This window comes from Paraburkholderia sp. GAS334 (genome assembly GCF_050436625.1).
GTDB lineage: Bacteria > Pseudomonadota > Gammaproteobacteria > Burkholderiales > Burkholderiaceae > Paraburkholderia.
On record NZ_JBNDMO010000001.1, the window covers coordinates 409,607 to 427,730 of the forward strand.

At 61.2% G+C, this 18,124-nt stretch carries 18 protein-coding genes; 7 read left to right on the forward strand and 11 right to left on the reverse strand.

What is annotated here, in order from left to right; all coding sequences use genetic code 11:
• Position 1: 1 nt before the first annotated feature.
• From P3T21_RS01795 to P3T21_RS01815, 5 genes are all read right to left on the reverse strand, one after another.
• On the reverse strand, positions 2 to 1,144 hold the full coding sequence (locus tag P3T21_RS01795; RefSeq protein ID WP_429254210.1) for an ABC transporter permease: 1,143 nt from the start codon (positions 1,142 to 1,144) through the stop codon (positions 2 to 4).
• Positions 1,141 to 2,085: an ABC transporter ATP-binding protein gene (locus tag P3T21_RS01800; RefSeq protein WP_429254211.1), complete on the reverse strand. Its 945-nt coding sequence runs from the start codon at positions 2,083 to 2,085 to the stop codon at positions 1,141 to 1,143. The genes P3T21_RS01795 and P3T21_RS01800 overlap by 4 nt, the downstream gene beginning before the upstream one ends.
• Positions 2,082 to 3,041, reverse strand: coding sequence for an HlyD family secretion protein (locus P3T21_RS01805; protein ID WP_429254212.1), 960 nt, complete (start codon positions 3,039 to 3,041; stop codon positions 2,082 to 2,084). The genes P3T21_RS01800 and P3T21_RS01805 overlap by 4 nt, the downstream gene beginning before the upstream one ends.
• Positions 3,042 to 3,561: 520 nt before the next feature.
• Complete coding sequence (locus P3T21_RS01810) at positions 3,562 to 3,822, reverse strand: DUF4148 domain-containing protein (RefSeq protein WP_429254213.1); 261 nt, start codon at positions 3,820 to 3,822, stop codon at positions 3,562 to 3,564.
• 179 nt (positions 3,823 to 4,001) lie between these two features.
• Positions 4,002 to 4,592: a thiamine phosphate synthase gene (locus tag P3T21_RS01815; RefSeq protein WP_429254214.1), complete on the reverse strand. Its 591-nt coding sequence runs from the start codon at positions 4,590 to 4,592 to the stop codon at positions 4,002 to 4,004.
• Positions 4,593 to 4,733: 141 nt separating this feature from the next.
• Between P3T21_RS01815 and P3T21_RS01820 the strand changes: the two genes are divergently transcribed.
• Entirely contained in the window at positions 4,734 to 5,516 is a 783-nt protein-coding gene (locus P3T21_RS01820; RefSeq protein WP_429254215.1) for a hypothetical protein, read from the forward strand.
• A gap of 119 nt (positions 5,517 to 5,635) precedes the next feature.
• Here the strand turns inward: P3T21_RS01820 and P3T21_RS01825 are convergent, their stop codons facing one another.
• Positions 5,636 to 6,544 (reverse strand): LysR family transcriptional regulator, encoded by a 909-nt coding sequence (locus P3T21_RS01825; RefSeq protein ID WP_429254216.1) that lies wholly within the window; start codon positions 6,542 to 6,544, stop codon positions 5,636 to 5,638.
• Positions 6,545 to 6,708: 164 nt separating this feature from the next.
• Between P3T21_RS01825 and P3T21_RS01830 the strand changes: the two genes are divergently transcribed.
• Together P3T21_RS01830 and P3T21_RS01835 are read left to right on the forward strand one after the other, a co-directional pair.
• Complete coding sequence (locus tag P3T21_RS01830) at positions 6,709 to 7,587, forward strand: aldo/keto reductase family oxidoreductase (protein WP_429254217.1); 879 nt, start codon at positions 6,709 to 6,711, stop codon at positions 7,585 to 7,587.
• A gap of 118 nt (positions 7,588 to 7,705) precedes the next feature.
• A complete protein-coding gene (locus P3T21_RS01835) occupies positions 7,706 to 8,767 on the forward strand; it encodes a DMT family transporter (protein WP_429254218.1) in 1,062 nt (353 codons plus the stop codon).
• Between the two features lie 42 nt (positions 8,768 to 8,809).
• Here P3T21_RS01835 and aroQ read toward each other — a convergent pair whose 3' ends face one another.
• The 3 genes from aroQ to P3T21_RS01850 are packed head-to-tail and all read right to left on the reverse strand — an operon-like array spanning position 8,810 to position 11,780.
• Positions 8,810 to 9,247, reverse strand: coding sequence for a type II 3-dehydroquinate dehydratase (gene aroQ, locus P3T21_RS01840; RefSeq protein ID WP_429254219.1), 438 nt, complete (start codon positions 9,245 to 9,247; stop codon positions 8,810 to 8,812).
• A 37-nt stretch (positions 9,248 to 9,284) separates the two neighbouring features.
• Entirely contained in the window at positions 9,285 to 10,340 is a 1,056-nt protein-coding gene (locus P3T21_RS01845; RefSeq protein WP_429254220.1) for a Gfo/Idh/MocA family protein, read from the reverse strand.
• 33 nt (positions 10,341 to 10,373) lie between these two features.
• Positions 10,374 to 11,780 (reverse strand): MFS transporter, encoded by a 1,407-nt coding sequence (locus P3T21_RS01850; protein WP_429254221.1) that lies wholly within the window; start codon positions 11,778 to 11,780, stop codon positions 10,374 to 10,376.
• A 339-nt stretch (positions 11,781 to 12,119) separates the two neighbouring features.
• On the opposite strand from P3T21_RS01850, the gene P3T21_RS01855 reads away from it, so the two are divergent.
• The 4 genes from P3T21_RS01855 to P3T21_RS01870 all read left to right on the forward strand — a co-directional run bounded on the left by P3T21_RS01855 (position 12,120) and on the right by P3T21_RS01870 (position 16,535).
• The gene (locus tag P3T21_RS01855) at positions 12,120 to 13,076 is read left to right on the forward strand and encodes a LysR family transcriptional regulator (RefSeq protein ID WP_429254222.1); all 957 of its coding nucleotides are present in this window, start codon (positions 12,120 to 12,122) and stop codon (positions 13,074 to 13,076) included.
• Between the two features lie 171 nt (positions 13,077 to 13,247).
• Positions 13,248 to 14,693: an NAD-dependent succinate-semialdehyde dehydrogenase gene (locus P3T21_RS01860; RefSeq protein WP_429254509.1), complete on the forward strand. Its 1,446-nt coding sequence runs from the start codon at positions 13,248 to 13,250 to the stop codon at positions 14,691 to 14,693.
• 510 nt (positions 14,694 to 15,203) lie between these two features.
• Positions 15,204 to 15,836 carry a DNA-3-methyladenine glycosylase I gene (locus P3T21_RS01865; protein WP_429254223.1) on the forward strand — a complete coding sequence of 211 codons (633 nt, stop codon included), beginning with the start codon at positions 15,204 to 15,206 and terminating at the stop codon, positions 15,834 to 15,836.
• A gap of 18 nt (positions 15,837 to 15,854) precedes the next feature.
• Positions 15,855 to 16,535, forward strand: a complete 681-nt coding sequence (locus tag P3T21_RS01870) for an alpha/beta hydrolase (RefSeq protein WP_429254224.1) — start codon at positions 15,855 to 15,857, stop codon at positions 16,533 to 16,535.
• A gap of 19 nt (positions 16,536 to 16,554) precedes the next feature.
• Here the strand turns inward: P3T21_RS01870 and P3T21_RS01875 are convergent, their stop codons facing one another.
• Positions 16,555 to 17,520: a nucleoside hydrolase gene (locus tag P3T21_RS01875; protein WP_429254225.1), complete on the reverse strand. Its 966-nt coding sequence runs from the start codon at positions 17,518 to 17,520 to the stop codon at positions 16,555 to 16,557.
• Positions 17,517 to 17,906, reverse strand: a complete 390-nt coding sequence (locus P3T21_RS01880) for a cytidine deaminase (protein WP_429254226.1) — start codon at positions 17,904 to 17,906, stop codon at positions 17,517 to 17,519. Before P3T21_RS01880 ends, P3T21_RS01875 begins: the two co-directional genes overlap by 4 nt.
• Positions 17,907 to 18,124 lie beyond the last annotated feature (218 nt).

Sequence of the window (18,124 nt, forward strand, 5' to 3'; positions counted from 1 at the left end):
CCTAGTCGAGCGTGCGCCGATAGAAGCGCAGCGCAATCGCCATCACGATCACCGTAAAGAGTGCCACCGGCCACACGGAAGGCCAGAGGTCCGCCCATCCATTGCCTTTGAGCAGGATGCCGCGAATCAGCCGGTTAAAGTAGGTGAGAGGCAGCAGGTTGCCAAGGAACTGCGCCCATTTCGGCATGCCCGCGAACGGGAACATGAAGCCCGAGAGCAGGATGTTCGGCAGGAAATAAAACACGGTCAGCTGCATCGCCTGCAACTGGTTTTGCGCAAGCGAAGATAGCGTGATGCCAACCGTCAGATTTGCCGCAATAAACAGCAGCACTGCAAGGTAGATGGCAATCGGGCTGCCCACGAATGGCACGTGAAACACGTAACGCGTCGCGGCGAGAATGATCGACGCCTGAATGAGGCCGATGATCACGTAAGGCACGATCTTGCCGGTCATGACTTCAATCGGCAAAACGGGCGTCGCGAGCAGGTTTTCCATCGTGCCGCGCTCGCGTTCACGCGTGATTGCGAGGCCGGTCATCATCACGAGCGTCATCGTCAGGATCACGCCCATCAAACCGGGCACCACGTTGTATTGCGTGATGCCCTCGGGGTTATACAGGCTGTGAACCTGCACATTGAATGCCGCCGGGCTGCCGTTCAGATGCGCGAGCGGTCCGGTGATGTCCTTGTCTGCGACCGGCTGCACGAGGCCCGGCAGCGCGGCAACTGCGGTGTTCGTCGCGGTTGGATCGGTGGCGTCGGCTTCGACCAGCAATGATGGATGCTCACCGCGTAGCAGACGTCGCGAGAAATCGGCGGGCACATTCAGCACGAACTGCACGCGACCCTGCGCGAGCGCACGGCGGCCGGCTTCCTCGTCGGGCAGCGTTTCGACGATGTTGAAATAGTCGGAGTTCTTCATCGCTTCGACGAAACTGCGCGAGAACGCGCTCTGCTCACCGATGATGAGCGCGGTGGGCAGATGCTTCGGGTCGGTGTTGATCGCAAAGCCGAACAGTGCGAGCTGGATGACCGGCACACCGATGATCATGCCGAACGTGACGCGGTCGCGGCGCAACTGGAGGAATTCCTTGAGGACGATGCTCCACCAGCGCGTCAGCGAAAACAGGTTGAGTGTGCTCACGATGGCGCTCCGAAGTTGTCCTTCGAGTGACTCATCAGATAGATGAACACATCTTCAAGACCGGTTTCGATGGGTTCGATGCGCAGTGTTGTGCCTGCCGTCGCCTGTTTGATTGCGTTTTCAAGCGCGGCATGGTCGCGACCGCTTGCATGCAGCGAAGAGCCGAATACGACGGTCTGGTCGACGCCGGGCGTCGCGCGCAGTTGTTCGGACAGTGTGCTCAGGTGCTCGCCGTGGATCGCCCACGTCGCGAGATCCTGCGATTCGATCACTTCGGTCGACGTGCCCTTCGCGAGCAGTCTTCCATACGCGATATAGCCGAGCTTGTGACAACGTTCCGCTTCATCCATGTAATGCGTGCTGACCAGCACGGAAATGCCGCGTGCCGCGAGACGATGCAGTTCTTCCCAGAAATCGCGTCGTGCGGTGGGGTCGACGCCAGCAGTCGGTTCGTCGAGCAGCAGCAGTCTCGGCTCGTGCAGCATGCATGCCGCCAGCGCGAGCCGTTGTTTCCAGCCGCCTGACAGAGAACCCGTCAGCTGTTTCGCGCGGCTTTGCAGCCCGAGGGATTCGAGCGAGCGGTCGACAGCTTCGCGCCGGTTGCGCATCTGATAGACGCGTGCGACGAAGTCGAGATTCTCGCGAATGGTCAGGTCGTCCCAATACGAAAACTTTTGCGTCATGTAGCCGACGTTGCGCTTGATCTGCGCGCTCTCGCGCCGGATGTCGTAGCCGAGACACGTGCCGCTGCCGGAATCGGGCGTGAGCAAACCGCACATCAGGCGGATCGACGTTGTTTTGCCGCTGCCGTTCGGCCCGAGAAAGCCGAAGATCTCACCACGCGCGACCTGCAACGACACATCGTTGACGACGTGCTTGTCGCCGAAGTGCTTGTTCAGGTTCTGCACGTCGATCACAGGGTCCTGCGTGGAGGTGCTCATTGCAGTGACACCGTGACGGGCTGGCCCGGATGAAGTTTAGTTGCATCGGCAACCGATGGATGCGCTTCGACGAGAAACACCAGCTTCGCCCGTCTTTCGTTGCTGTAGATAACCGGCGGCGTGTATTCGGCCTGGTTCGATATGAAGGTCACTTTCGCGGGTATGTCTGCTGCGCAACCGTCGCAATGGACGGTCAGAGTCCGGCCGGTTGCGAGCTGGCCGACCATCGCCTCAGGAACAAAAAAGCGCACTTTCACGTTTTGCGGTGGCAGCATCTGTACGACCGGACTACCCGCCTGCACCCATTCGCCGAGGCGATAAAGCGTGTCGTAGACGAGACCTTCAGCAGGTGCGTTCACACGTTTCTGATCGAGCTTCCATTGCGCCTGTGCAACGGTGGCCTGCGCGGCGGCAACCTGCGCGGTCTGCGCGGTGATCTGCTGCGAACGGCCGGGCAGTCGTGCGACGTCCACCTGACTGGTGAGCTCGCGTACCTGGGCGGCGGTGGCATCGGCGTTGGCGCGTGAATCGTCCAGCTGCGCCCTGGCAATACCGCCAGCACGGAACTGTGCTTCGTCGCGCGTCAATTGCAGGGACGCCTTGCGTGCATTCGCGATGGCTTCGGCAAGTTGCGCCCGGTTGACGTTGACCTCGGGCGCGCGCTTGCCGGTCTGGATATCCGCGAGCTGTGCGCGCGCGGCAGCGAATTGCTGCTGGGCCTGCTGGAGCGCCGCGGCTTCATCGGTCGATTCGAGCGTGAAGAGCGGCGTGCCTGCCTGTACGGTCTCGCCGCGCGTGACTGACAACTGCGTCAGTTTGCCCGACTGCGTCGAGCCGAGATAGACGAATTCGCCCTCGACGTAACCCTGATATGCGTTGCTCTCGTGGTGTGAGCATGCCGACAGCACAACCGCGGCAAACACCAGCGAAAGCGGGACGCAGTAAATGCGGCTCATAACATGCTCCGTGACGAAGGGCGCGCTTGCAAGGGCGCCCGCTGCGGCAGCATGCCGCCTGGAAAGTGGGTGAGAGGACAAACCTGTTGAAAGGTCGACCCGGCTCGATGGAAACTATTTTCTTAGTTTTAGTTTCCTGGGTCAATCGAAACAATCGAAATCCGGACGGATCGAATGGAATTGAGTGCCGAGGTAGCGCGCGGGCAGGAAGACGAACGGTTTTCGTCCGTTCTGTTTTAAGCGAACTTTGAAATAAGGTTATTGAACAGGATCGCAGCCCGTGTCGTCTTAACGGAGATGTGGAACGTCGATAACCGGGGATGAAGTTCGAATCGTTTAGCTCAAGCGCGGAATGTCCGGTGATCCGCATTCCTGCAATTGGCCTTGAACGTTCGGGGAAGTAATGGAAGGAGGCAAACCTGATCCCGCGCTACTTGAAGCGTTTGGGCGTCGATGGGATGTCGACTTTCTGGAACCGCCGCTCGCGCGGCCGTGATGCTGCGCGATCCTGCTGGCGCTTTTACTGCCCGTTGCTGAGCCCCGCGGCTTTCGCGCGCTGTGCTGCGACGATGCGGCCGGCGCGGATCGCGTTATCTGGATAGTCGAGCCAGTCCAACGGATCGTAGCCCGCGGCGCGCCACGCCACGAGGTCTGCGCGGACCTGAGCGCGCGTCAGCGGACCTGATGGGTCATAAGAGCCCGACGGAGTTTGCGCGAGTGCCGACCCAAGACAGAACGCGCCGACGAGCACCCCTGACGTAATACGAATAGCCGATTTCATGACATCACCTCGAGCGGTGACAACCGCCCTTTCATGTTAGGTGATGCGTCGAACAGAGCAAAGGCGGCGGGTCGTGTGAAGAGGGCATCGCGCAATGCGATGAGTGAGCGATGCCTGTGCCCGTAGTCGCATCGGCGCGGGTCGCTGACTGGTATACCACCCATGAACGACGACACGCTTTAGCTGCGCGGACCCGGCCACAAGCTGCCAATCGCCGCGATCCCGAGCGCGCCAGCTGACTGCGCCTGAGCGATGTGTACAGGCTCCATGCCGCCGAGTGCGTACGCAGGCGTCGATGTCAGCGCAAGCAGATCAGCGAACGCGTCCCAACCTAGTGGCGCGGCATCTGGATGGGTCCGTGTTTTCAGCACCGGCGAGAGCGTGACGAAATCCGCGCCAAGCACTTCGGCCTGAGACAGTTGCGCGGCATTGTGACAGGCGGCGGAAAACAGAATGTTGCCTGAAACAGGGCGTTTTCTTTGCATCATCAGGTGCCGGCTCCCGATGTGAATTCCATCCGCACCTAGCGTGTCGGCAACGAAGGCAATGTGATTCACGATCATCCTGGCGCTAAACGTACGACAGACATCCAGCGCCTGTGTTGCCAGCGCTGCATATTGGTCGGCGCTCATCGTTTTGCTACGCAGTTGCACGAGCGCAATGCCCGACTGGAGCGCCTGCTCCAGTCGATCGAGGAAGAAGTCCGCTTCGAATGCAGCCGGCTCGGGCGTGATCAGATATCGGTCCGGCAGGTTAAGAGTGGTTTTCATCCAGGCATCGCCAGGTTTCGCAAGCGCACAGTGTAAAGGCAGACAGCAACCCGATATCGGCCGTCGCCAGTGTTGTCTGGTAATGCCCGATACATCGAAGCGGTTTGGTAGTATCTGGCTTTATATCCGCGCGTTTTTGCCATGCTTGCACTCAAGCTCACGCTGGTACCTTTGTTTCTGCTGTTCGTTTCGATGTCGGGCAAATGGTGGGGCCCATCGATCGCGGGATGGCTTGCCGGTCTGCCTGTCGTTGCCGGTCCCATTCTTTATCTTCTTGTCCTTGAACACGGCCCCGCGTTCGGCGTGCGTGCCGCGACGCTGTCGCTTTCAGCGATTCTCGCCTCCGAAGCATTCAATTTCGCCTATGCATGGACGTGCCGCTCGCGCCCATGGCCGACCGCGCTACTGGTTGCACTGGCAACCTGGTTCGTCGCCGCCTGCGTCCTGTCGCTTCTGCCCGTGTCGCCAGTATGGGCGGTGTGCGTTGCGCTGGCCGCAGTCCTTTTTGGTCAATCCTTCCTGCCGCGCAGTGCTGCCGTTGCGGCTGGGGCACCGCCTGATCGCACCGATCTGACGGGAAGAATGCTCGCCGGTGCGGCGCTTACGCTATTCGTCACTGCGCTATCGGGACGGGTTGGCGCGACGTGGAGTGGATTGCTTGCGGTTTTCCCGTTACTTGGGATTGTGCTGTCGGTCTCGTCGCATCGTGCTCATGGATCTGAATTCGTTGTCTCGCTGCTGCGTGGCATGGTGCTGGGCCGCTTTTCGTTCGCTGCGTTCTGTCTGTTCCTTTCGCTCGCGTTAAACCATCAAGATCCGACTACAACATTTGCCGAAGCGGCGGTGCTTGCGATGTTCGTGCAGTGGTGCACTAAACGCATAGGCAAGCCCGGCTCGCATGGAAGCACGGCCGTACCGGAATGAGCCGGCCTTTAAAGCAGATATAACCGGCGCTAAAGCCAGTCTGACGACAGCAGAATCCGCGCGCTGGCGATGCCAGACTCCTCGTCGTTTGTGGCGGGAGGCGTCCGACGCAACGCACGTTATGGTGCTTTCTCGCGCGTCTCCTTGATGAAATCGACGAATGCCCGCAGCGGTGCGGGCATGTAACGTCGGCTCGGGTAGTAGAGCAATGGCCCGGTAAAGTGATACGACCAGTCTTCGAGCACGGGTTCGAGTGCTCCGCTATCGATCTCCGGTCGCAGCCACTCCTCAAACAGAAACACAATGCCCAGGCCCGCAACGGCTGCACTGACGCTGACATCCGAGGCCGCGGCCGTCACGATCAGCGGGCCGGTGGGGTCCACTCGTACGATCTTCCCGCGTCGTTCGAATTCCCACAGGGTCATCGCACCGCTGGTGAAGCGCTGGCGTATGCACGCATGCGAGAGCAGATCGCGCGGATGTAGCGGACGTCCTTTGCGGTCGAGATAGGCGGGCGAGGCGGCGGCCACAAAACGTTGCATGCGGGGGCCGAGTGGCACCGCGATCATGTCCTGTTCGACGCGTTCCTCATAGCGCACGCCGGCATCGCAACCCGCGGCCAGCACGTCGACGAAAGTGTCGTCCACGGTAATTTCGAGCTTGATATCCGGATGCGCGAGCAGGAACGCCTCGATGACCGGCGACAGAAAAAGCCGCGCGACGACCGCAGGCACGTTCAGCCGTAACGTGCCGCGCGGACTGTCACGAAAGCCGTTGACGACGTCCATCGCGGCTTCGACCTCGCCCAGCGCTGGCACCAGTCGTTCGAGCATCTGCGTGCCGGCCTCGGTCAACGTGACGCTGCGTGTCGTGCGTTGTAACAACAGAACGCCAAACTGCGCTTCAAGACGGCGCACGGCCGTGCTGAGCGCTGACGCCGAAAATCCGCTTGCACGCGCCGCTTCCCGGAAGCCCCGATTGCGCGCCACGGCCACAAAGGCTGCGAGGTCACCCAGTTCCACCGCCATGATTCGGTCCCTTTAAAGTCTGCACGAGACGCCGACCTTTGCCGCTCGCCTTCCCGCCGGATTGTGCGGATTTTTGCACAACCCGTGCGTAGTGTATGCACTTATCGTACAGCTGGCCAACGCCTATAGTGACCTCACTACGGTGAAGGCAAGGAGGCATTGAAATGACGTCGCATACGAATCTCGGGGGCACTTTTAAACTGGCCGGCGGCGCGCTCAACGTGAACCGCGTCGGATATGGCGCGATGCAGCTGGCGGGTCCGCACGTCTGGGGGCCACCGAAAGATGTCGAGGGCGCGGTTGCCGTTCTGCGCGAGGCGGTGGCTGCTGGAATCAATCACATCGATACGTCCGATTTTTACGGTCCGCACGTGACTAACCAGATCATCCGGCAGGCTCTGCATCCGTATCCAGAGGGACTGGTGATCGTCACGAAGGTCGGCGCCCGTCGCGCGCCGGATCAGTCATGGCCGGTTGCGCTATCGGCAAAAGAGCTGACCGACGCCGTTCACGACAATCTGCGCAATCTGGGCCTCGACGCAATCGATGTCGTCAATCTGCGCGTGGGCGCGGTCGACAGACCGTCCTATGCGCCGCTCGAGGAGCCGCTTTCGGTGCTTGCGGATCTGAAGCGGCAAGGGCTGATTCGCCACATCGGGTTAAGCAATGTCGACCAGCAGCAATTGTCTGAAGCACAGGCGATCACCGAGATCGTCTGCGTGCAGAATCACTACAACCTCGCACGTCGGGATGACGACGGGATGATCGACGACCTCGCAGGAAAAGGCATCGCATTCGTGCCGTTTTTCCCGCTAGGGGGATTCACGCCGCTACAGTCTTCGGTTTTGGACAGTGCTGCGGCTTCGCTGCAGGCCTCGCCGATGCAGGTCGCACTCGCATGGCTTTTGCAGCGCTCGCCGAATATCCTGCTGATTCCGGGCACGTCGTCGGTTGCGCATCTGCGTGAGAACCTCAAGGCCGCTGAGCTCAAGCTTTCGCCGGAGATTCTGGCGAAGCTCGATGCGATCGGGGCGAGCATGTGAAGGATGCCGCGACGTCATGTGTTCTGGGGTTCCCTGCGTCTGGCATTATTGCAGGGTGATTCCAGGCGGCGCCTGGCGCTTTGCTCCATCCGGTTTCGACATTCAGGCCGACACATCCATGACCGCCCGTTTCAATGCCGCACTGACAGCGCTTGTCGCGGCCGCTCTGTTCGGCGCCACCACGCCGCTTGCCAAGGCACTTCTCGGCTCGCTTTCGCCATTCATGGTTGCGGGTCTTTTTTATCTGGGAAGCGGCATCGGGCTTGGCGTCTCAATGCTCATCCGGCGGACGTGGCGCTCCGCGCAAGCGCATCAGAACGAAAGCCGCATTCCAGCGGCGGACGTACCGTGGCTGCTCGGTGCGATCGTCGCGGGTGGAATCGCGGGCCCTGCGCTCCTGATGCTCGGGCTGGCTTCGACGCCGGCGGCAACGGCTTCGCTCCTCCTGAATCTGGAGGGCGTGCTGACAGCCGTCATCGCGTGGGTCGTGTTTCGCGAGAACGTCGATCTGCAGGTGTTTCTCGGGATGGTGGCGATTGTTGCCGGCGGGGTGCTGCTGTCCTGGCATCCGGGCGCAAGCGCCATCCCCGTCGGCGCGCTTCTGATCGTGTGCGCCTGCCTGTGCTGGGCCGTCGATAACAACCTGACGCGCAAGGTTTCCACCCACGACGCAACGGTCATCGCGTGCATCAAGGGGCTGGTCGCGGGTACGGTGAATCTTTCGATCGCGTTGATCGTCGGCGCACATGTGCCTTCAGCGGGAAAGATCCTTGCCGCAATGACGACGGGCTTCGCGGGCTATGGCGTCAGCCTTGTGATGTTCGTCGTCGCGTTGCGTAACCTTGGCACAGCGCGAACCGGCGCGTATTTTTCTGTAGCGCCGCTCTTCGGCGTCGCGCTCTCGCTCGCGATCTGGCCGGAACGTCCGTCGATTTTTTTCTGGCTCGCCGCGATTTTCATGGCGCTCGGTGTGTGGCTACACATTCGTGAGCGTCACGCGCATCTTCATACGCATGAGCCGCTCGAGCATACGCACCCGCATCGCCATGATGAGCACCATCAGCATGCGCATTCGTTTCCGTACGATGGGGAAGAACCGCATGTTCATCCCCATCGTCACGTGAGCGTCACGCACTCACACGCCCACTATCCGGACATTCACCATCGTCACACGCACTGAGTGCGCGGCGGGCGATGCTGTAACCATCACGAAAGCGCGGCGTCAGGCTGTCGCCGCAACCGCCGCTCTCAACCCGAGCAGATAGCTGTCAACGCCAAAGCCGCAAATCTGTCCTTTGACGATTTCGCCGAATACTGACTGGTGGCGGAACGCTTCACGCGCATGGATATTGGACATGTGGATTTCGACGATGGGCACGGTGAGAATCGCCAGCGCATCGCGGATGCCGTAGCTATAGTGCGTCCACGCGCCGGCGTTGATGAGCACGCCGTCGGCCTTGTCGGTGAACGCCTTGTGGATGCGCAGGCACATGTCGCCTTCGCTGTTGGTCTGATACGTCTCCACTTCAACGCCAAGCTCCTTGCCCAGCGCCTGCAGCCTGTTGTCGATTTCTTCAAGCGTGATGGTGCCGTACTGCGCAGGATCGCGTTTGCCAAACATGTTGTGGTTGATGCCGTGAAGCATGACGAACGTTTTCATGAGCCTTCCTTCAGGTGGTCCAGGGACGTCGATGACGTCAGTGAGCAGGGCTTGTATCGACGATCGAACCCGTGTTTGCCGCTTCAGCGATCGCTTCCGTAATCCGCAGATTCTGCAGGCCGTCACGCACGCTCACCAGCGGCTCGGCTTCGCCGCGAATGACGCGCGTGAAGTGCTCGATCTGCAGCTTGAGCGGGTCATCGCGTGTCATATCGGCGACGCTGGTTTCGAACGGCTTCCACCACGAACGGTCTTCCGCCTTGCCATAGGTTTTCATCCGCATCGTGGGCACTGAAAGCGAACCGAACGTTCCCGCGATCACGTAGCAATCTTCGTCCGGGTACGTTGGGTAGGCCTTGTTTTCCTGCGACGTCTGCTCCCAGCTGCGCGCGCTGGCTGCGGTATCGGACAACATGAAACTGCCGAGCGCGCCGCTTGCGAAGCGCAGGTTGATCGAGACCGTATCTTCGACCGGAAAACCGCGGGTGGCGCGCGATGAAAACGCCTGCACCGCGACGATGTCGCCGCACAGCATCCGCAGGTTGTGCACCTCGTGAATCATGTTGAGCAGGATCGGCCCCGCGCCCGGTTGCCGACGCCAGGGCGCATCGGCGAAATAGTGGTCCGGCTTGAAAAATACCGCGCTGCCCATCACGGCGACGAGCTTGCCCAGACGCCCTTCGTCGATCAGCTGCTTCGCCCGCGCCATGATCGGACTGTGCGCGCGATGATGGCCGATCAGCACCTTCACGCCCGTGCGATCCACTTCCTTCGCCAGCTTCTCGGCTTCCGCGACAGTGGGCGTGACCGGTTTTTCGAGCAACGTCGGCACCCGCGCCTGGAGGCACGTCAACGTGTGCTCAAGGTGCAGCTGGTTAGGCGTGGCGAGAATGACGCCGTCAGGGCGATCCTTCTCGAACAGCTCGTCGAGCGACCTGTAGAGCGGAACGCCTTGTTTCGCCGCAATCGCCTCTGCCGCAGGCGATGGATCGACGATGGCCGACAGCGTGCACATGTCGCTCTGCTGCGCGACGGCCATATGAGCGAGGCCGATATAACCGGCGCCGGCTACGGCAATCCGGGTCTTCTCCATTGCACTCTTCCTTTTAGATCCAGACGGTACGGCTTACGCGAGGGCTTTCTTCGTGTCCGCCATGGTTTTCGCGCGCAACTGCTCATAATCCGCTTTATCGATGGGCACCGCATTGGGCTCGCCCAGATCGGACAGCCGGATGCGGTAGCTTTCCCGTGCGGTGAATGCGGCAATCGCAGCGATGATCGTGACGCCAAAGGTGATGGCGCCGATCGTCAGTGGGACATTGTTAGAACCTGGAGGCGCGACCAGCGCGAAGAGCGCAGGCAACAGGGCCGTGATCATCGTGCCGACGTTCTGGCCGATGGCCATGGCGGTCACGCGCGAGCGCGCCGGGAACAGTTCCGGATAGAAGCTCGGAAAAATGGCGTTATAGCCCTGATAGATGATGCCCCACATGAGTATGGACATCACAATCGCAAACGGCACGTTCTTGATACTGATCGCATACAGATAGCCGAACGCAAGCAGCCCCGAACCCAGCGCACCGACAACGATCGGCAGGCGCCGGCCGATCCTGTCGGACAGGTTGCCCACGAACGGAATGACCAGCACCGCAACGATGTTGCCGATCACAGGAATCCACAGATACACGCTCTTGTGAAAGCCAATACCGTATGAAGCCTGCACCGCATACGCCGCGCCAAAGATGGTCGCGACGACCGGGATGACGTTCATGAGCGCGCAGCAGACCACGCGAAGCATGTCTGCCCAGTTATGCCGGAATGCTTCGGCGATCGGCGATTTCGGCACGGCGCCGCTAGCGTCTTCCTTCGTGAAAACCGGCGTTTCCTTTACTTCACGGCGAATGATGTAGCCTGCGACAAGCACGCCCGCGCTAAGCAGGAACGGAATGCGCCAGCCCCATGAATTGAATGCATCCTCTGGCATGTAGTACGCGAGCGGCAGGAAGACGGCGGCGGCAAGGATCTGCCCAGCCTGCACGCCTTGCAGTGTGAAGCTCGCGTAGTAACCACGTCGCCCGAATGGCGCGTGTTCGAGAATCATCGAACTTGCACCCGAGATTTCGCCGGCCACGGCAAAGCCCTGGATCAGGCGAAGCACGACGAGCAACGTGGGCGCAAGCATGCCGACCTGATGGTAAGTCGGCAGCAGGCCGACGGCCATCGTCGAGATGCCCATCAGGAACATACAGACCAGCAGCACGTTTTTCCGGCCATGCGTGTCGCCCCAATGTCCGAGTACTAGCGCGCCGATCGGCCGCGCGACGTATCCCACGCCATACGTCGCCAGCGAGGCGACGATTGCGATCTTTGGATTGCCCGACGGAAAGAACAGCTGGGGGAAAATCAGGGCGGCGGCCTGAGCGTAGATAAAGAAGTCGTAGTACTCGAGCGCCGAGCCGATCCATCCGCTGGCCGTCGCCTTACGCGCCTGCGAGCGATGCTCGCGTTCGCCTGATGCTGTCTGCGTGTTCATGTTGTCTCCTGACCTGAAATGTTGGATCAGCTTCTATGGCTGCTTGATATTCCTCGTTGCAACGAAACCTTATAAGACGGGATTTACCCGACAAACTTATTTCAACTTCCAGCTCAAGGTTTTCCCTGGGTCCAGACTGGCGGGAGGCGCTCAAAAAAGCGCCGGCACGCCGTTTAGCCTGGGGATAACTGGAAGAGCACCCGGACAACGGCGGTCAACACAGCGTGATGGCGCGTCCGGGTGCGTCTCCGTGATGTCATTGTGTGAACCGGCATCGCTTGCGTGATGGAGCGGTTACGGCTAGGGTAATGTGCTTCTGAACGGACACAATGCGGCCAGATGGAAAATCAGAATGCGCTCACAGCCACGAATGATTCCTTCCTGCGCGATCTGCAGCTGTTCTGCAATATCGCGCGAAAGGGGAGCTTTGTCGCCGCGTCGACCGAAATGGGGCTGTCGCCTTCGCATGTCAGCAAGCGCATCGCAATGATGGAGGCGAGTCTTGGCGTCAAACTCTTCCAGCGGACCACGCGAAGAGTCAGCGTGACCAGCGACGGCGAGGCTGCCTTGCAGTGGGCGCAGAAAATTCTCGACGACGTGCAGGGCATGGCCGATACCTTCGCCAACCGTCGCAGCGAATTGCGTGGCGTGCTGCGTATCAGCACGAGCCTGCGGCTGGGGCGTAACCATGTATCGCCGATTCTTTCGATGCTGCGAACGCTCCATCCCAATCTCGAACTCTGGCTGGAACTGCTCGATCGACGCGCCGATGTCGTCGGCGAAAACTTCGACATCGACATTCGTGTGGGTGAAGTGCAGGAGCCGCACCTGATCGCGCACAAGATCGTGGAGAGCACGCGCATTCTGTGCGCCGCGCCGGCGTATCTCGAACGCCGCGGCGTACCGGCCGAGCTGACTGACCTTGCCCAGCACGACTGTCTGCTGTTTCGGGGGCGCGACGACCGTTTCGGCGTCTGGCGCCTCACCGGGCCGCATGGCGAAAAGAGTGTGAAGGTGACGGGCACGGTCGCGTCGAATCACAGCGACATCGTCGTGCAGTGGGCACGCGACGGCTTCGGCGTCGTCATGGTGTCGATATGGGACGTTGCGGACAGCCTGCGCTCGGGTGAACTGGTGCGCGTGTTACCGGATTACGTGCAGTCGGCCGATGTGTGGGCCGTGACGTCGGAACGGCTGTCGTCATCCGCGAAGATTCAGGTCTGCATCGACTTCCTTAAGGCGCAGTTGACCAACGGTCCGTACGCGCTGGTTACGCGGGGCGTTGGCGGGTTGTAAGCCCTGCGGGCAACAAACGCCCTCATACCTGCACCCACCTGCACCCAGCCGGCAAAACCGTGCTGCCGACGCCTCGACACGCATTCGGATAACATTAACGGTTCAGCGGCTTGTTTCTCCAGGCCCGCAGACGGATCGCGGCCTGACATTCCTCACTATCTGGAACCCGACATCGTGACATCGACCTATACCGATACCCGACTCCTGATCAACAACGAATGGTGCGACGCCGCAAGCGGCAAGACGCTTGACGTCATCAATCCCGCAACTGGCAAACCCATTGGCAAGGTTGCGCATGCCGGCATTCCCGATCTCGACCGCGCGCTGGCCGCCGCACAAAGCGGTTTCGAAGCATGGCGCAAGGTCCCCGCCAACGAGCGTGCCACCACGATGCGAAAGGCCGCTGGCTTCGTGCGCGAACGTGCTGCAGACATCGCGCGCCTGATGACGCTGGAACAGGGCAAGCCGTTTGCGGAAGCGCGCGTCGAAGTGCTCGCCGCAGCCGACATCATCGAATGGTTTGCCGACGAAGGCCGTCGCGTGTATGGCCGCATCGTGCCGTCGCGCAATCTTTCGGCGCAACAGATGGTGTTGAAGGAACCGATCGGCCCGGTAGCCGCGTTCACGCCGTGGAATTTCCCGGTCAACCAGATCGTGCGCAAACTGAGCGCCGCACTGGCGAGCGGCTGCTCGTTCCTCGTGAAAGCGCCGGAAGAAACCCCCGCTTCGCCGGCAGGCCTGCTGCAGGCATTCGTCGATGCAGGCGTGCCGCCGGGCACGGTGGGTCTGGTTTTCGGCGATCCGGCCGAGATTTCCAGCTACCTGATTCCGCATCCGGTCATCCGCAAGGTGACCTTCACCGGCTCGACGCCGGTCGGCAAGCAACTGGCCGCACTCGCTGGCCAGCACATGAAGCGCGCGACGATGGAACTGGGCGGTCACGCGCCCGTCATCGTCGCTGACGATGCGGACGTGGCGCTGGCCGTGAAAGCGGCGGGCGGCGCGAAGTTCCGCAATGCCGGGCAGGTCTGCATTTCGCCGACGCGTTTCCTCGTGCACAACAGCATTCGCGAAGAATTCGCCCGCGCACTGGTGAAGCACGCTGAAAGCCTGAAACTGGGCGATGGTCTCGCCGAAGGCACAACGCTCGGGCCGCTCGCCAATGCGCGTCGTCTGACGGCGATGAGCAAGGTGGTCGACGACGCGCGCGCGACGGGCGCCACGGTCGCGACCGGCGGCGAGCGCGTGGGCGCCGAAGGCAACTTCTTTGCGCCGACCGTGCTGACCAACGTGTCGCTCGAGTCCGACGTGTTCAACAACGAGCCGTTTGGCCCGATCGCGGCAATCCGCGGTTTCGACACGCTCGAAGAAGCGATCGCTGAAGCGAATCGCCTGCCGTATGGGCTTGCGGGTTATGCGTTCACGAAGTCGTTCCGCAATGTTCACCTGCTGTCGCAGCAGATGGAAGTCGGGATGCTGTGGATCAATCAGCCTGCAACGCCGTCGCCGGAAATGCCGTTTGGTGGCGTGAAGGATTCAGGCTACGGTTCCGAAGGCGGCCCGGAAGCGATGGAGGCTTACCTCGTGACCAAGGCTGTTTCGGTGATGGCTGTATAACTCGCGCTTTGTCTGCATTGCCGCCGCCTGACGCTTTCCACCAGCCCGGGCGGCGAAGTGAATCTGCTTGACGGCGGCCACTTCGTGCCCGATGAAACGTGCGATGAAGTGGCCGCTTTGACGAAACGGTTTCTGAACACCCGCGCTGAAGAACGCCGTTGCTGGTCGAACCGCAATGGCAACCGTGCAGGAGAGCGATAATGTCCCGTGCTCTTGGTATCGCGCGCGTCATGCTGTTGGCCGCGTTGTTCTCGCATACATGTGTTGCGCGATCCGCCGAGCCGGTAGCGCAAACCGCGTCGACATCGAACGCGAAGGCTGAAACGCCGAAGACGCTGAAAGAAAGACTCAGCGACAAGGCGAGTGACGAGCAGCGCGTTGATAACTGCAAGGTTCCAGTGGAGCTCAGGGGTTCGAAATCAAGACCCGACGCCTGCAGCCATCCGTAACGCCGGGTCCATCGATGAAAGAAGACTGCGTTGCAAAACCGCGCAGCGTGAATATGAAACCATGAGTTCGAATCCAGACACGGTTGCGCTGACAACGGGCAGCGTCGTCATCGGCGAAGATGGTCTCGCGCGTCCGCCGTGGGCCGCTGTCGACCCGCTGTTGCAGCACTATTACGACACCGAGTGGGGTATGCCGGTTCGCGACGAGCGGGGCATGTTCGAACGGCTCGCGCTGGAAGGCTTCCAGTCAGGTCTGTCATGGCTGACGATCCTGCGAAAGAGAGAGGCATTCCGTGCCGCGTTTCGCAACTTCGATCCGGACACTGTCGCTGCATTCACGCAGACCGATGTCGAAAGGCTGCTGGCCGATAGCGGCATCATCCGTAATCGTGCGAAGATTCTGGCCACGATCGGCAATGCCGCTGCGACCATCGCACTGCGGGAGGACGGTTGCCTGGTCGATTTCATCTGGTCGTTTCAACCTCGCACCACGCCCGAGCCTCGTACTATTGCTGACGTTCCGACGACTTCGGACGCATCGACAGCCTTGAGCCTGGCATTGCGCAAACGTGGCTTCGCGTTTGTCGGCCCGACCACGATGCACGCGCTGATGGAAGCGACGGGCATCATCGATACACATTTGCTCGATAGCCATCGTCGCGGCAGTTCTGGCGTCTGGCCACGATCTTCCTGAACCTGCGGAGCTGCCCCTATGACTGATCTTTCGTCGACAACCGAAATCGAAACCACGCCGAACCCTGAGTTTGCCGTGATTCTTCTGCATGGACTCGGTGCCGATTCGAGCGACTTCGTGCCGCTCGCGCCTGAACTGAGCATTGCTGGTTTGCCCGGCGTGCGCTTTGTGTTCCCGAACGCGCCCGAGATCGCGGTCACCGCGAACAACGGCTATGTGATGCGCGCGTGGTACGACATTCTGTCGTTCCAGGGCGTCAACCGGCAGGTCGACGAAGCGGGCATCGAAGCGTCGCGTACGACCGTGCGTCAGCTGATAGCCGCGCAAAATGCGCGCGGCATTCCCACTTCGAAGATCTTTCTTGCAGGATTTTCGCAAGGCGGCGCGATGACATATTCAGCGGGGCTTACGCATCCTGAAGCGCTTGCGGGACTGATCGTGATGTCGGGCTATGTGCCGTCGCCCGGCTTTATTGAAAGCAGTTTTGGCGCGGCAAATCGCGACACGCCGATTTTCGCCGCACACGGCACGCACGACGACGTGCTGCCAGTTCGCCTCGGCGAAGCCGCGCGTGACTTCGCCATCGCGCAGGGCTGCAAGGTCGAATGGCACGCATACCTGATGCCGCATTCGGTGTGCGCGGAAGAGATCGAGGCGATGCGCACGTGGTTAGGGGCGCGCATCGCAGCGCTTGCCTGAGGCATTGCTAAAGCACTTTTTAAAGCGTCCCGCAGAGCGTCTTTTCGTATAGCGCGAGCATCGCCGGTGCGTCGACACCGATGCAGACCTTGCATGCAGGTCGGCTGTCCCAGTCGGGTGCGGGCACGGGCATCGTCAAAGGCTTCTGGATCGTCTGGCCAACCGCGATGCCATCTGTCAGCACGCGCACGGGACCGCTGCGCGTGGTGTACAGATGAGGCGCGAGCACATACGCGACCGCCGACGGGTCGTGCACATAGGTGCCGGACAGTTGCGCGCTCTTCTCGTGGAAGGCTTCGTAATGACGCGACACGTCCCACACGAAACGCCCCGCATCGCCGCCACGATCGCGAATCGACGCGAGATACGCGGTCGTCATGATGGTGTTCTGCGTGACGTCGAGTCCGACAATCGCTACCGGCCACGCCGCGCCCAACACCACATCCGCCGCATCCGGATCGCCGAGCATGTTGGCTTCGGCTGCGGGCGTCACGTTGCCCAAGAGACCATCGGTACCGAACGCGCCGCCCATGATGACAACCTGCTTCACCAGCGTCGCGATTTGCGGGTCTTCGGCGAGCGCAAGCGCGAGATTGGTCAGCGGGCCGACTGCGATCAGTGTGACCTCGCCGGGTTGCGCGCGCACCGTATCGATGATGAAGCGATGTGCCGGACGCGGGTCGAGCGTGGTGTCGGCGCGTGCTTCCAGTTCAATGTTGCCGAGGCCGTTGTCGCCATGAATCCACGCGAGCGGCTCGGGCGCTCTGCGCCTGAGCGGCGCCGCGGCACCCCGCGCGACCGGCACGCCTGGCGCGAATTTCGCGGCCAGATAGAGCGCGTTGCGCGTGGTGGTGTCGATGGTGCCGTTGCCGAACACGCTCGTCAGGCCAAGCAGTTCGATGTCGGGATGCAGCGCCTGAAAGACGAGCGCCATTGCGTCGTCGACACCGGGGTCGGTGTCATAGATGACCTTGTGCGTGCTCATAGGTAGAACGCGTCCGGTAGCTGTTCGCGCGCGGTGGTGTCGCGCGTCGCGCCGCGCAGGTTGCCGAGACGGATCGGCAGCTCCGGGCCACCGAGTTCGATGATGACCTGCCGGCACGCGCCGCACGGTGCGATCGGGCCGTCGGTATCGCCAATGACGGCGAGCGCGGCGAACTGATCGCGTTTATAGCCAGCCGCAATCGCGCTGAAAAACGCGGTGCGTTCTGCGCAGTTGCACAGTCCATACGATGCGTTCTCGACATTGCAACCTTCGAACACATGGCCGTCGCTGGTCAGCAGGGCCGCGCCGACCTTGAACTTCGAATAGGGTGCATACGCCTTCTCGCGCGCGAAACCCGCGCGTTTCAGCAGTTCTTCCATGGTCATATCAGACTCCTCAATTGAGCGTGACGAACATGCCCGCAATGGTCGCGCTCATCAGGTTCGAGAGCGTCGCGGCCAGCACGACACGCAGCCCATAGCGTGCGACTTCCCCGCGTCGGTCATGTCTCTGCACGGTTGTCTAGACGTGGCTCCGATGCTAAACCAAACTGGCGCCGCCATGCGCGATATCATGGGGCTCGCCGTAAGGTACCCGCACGCAG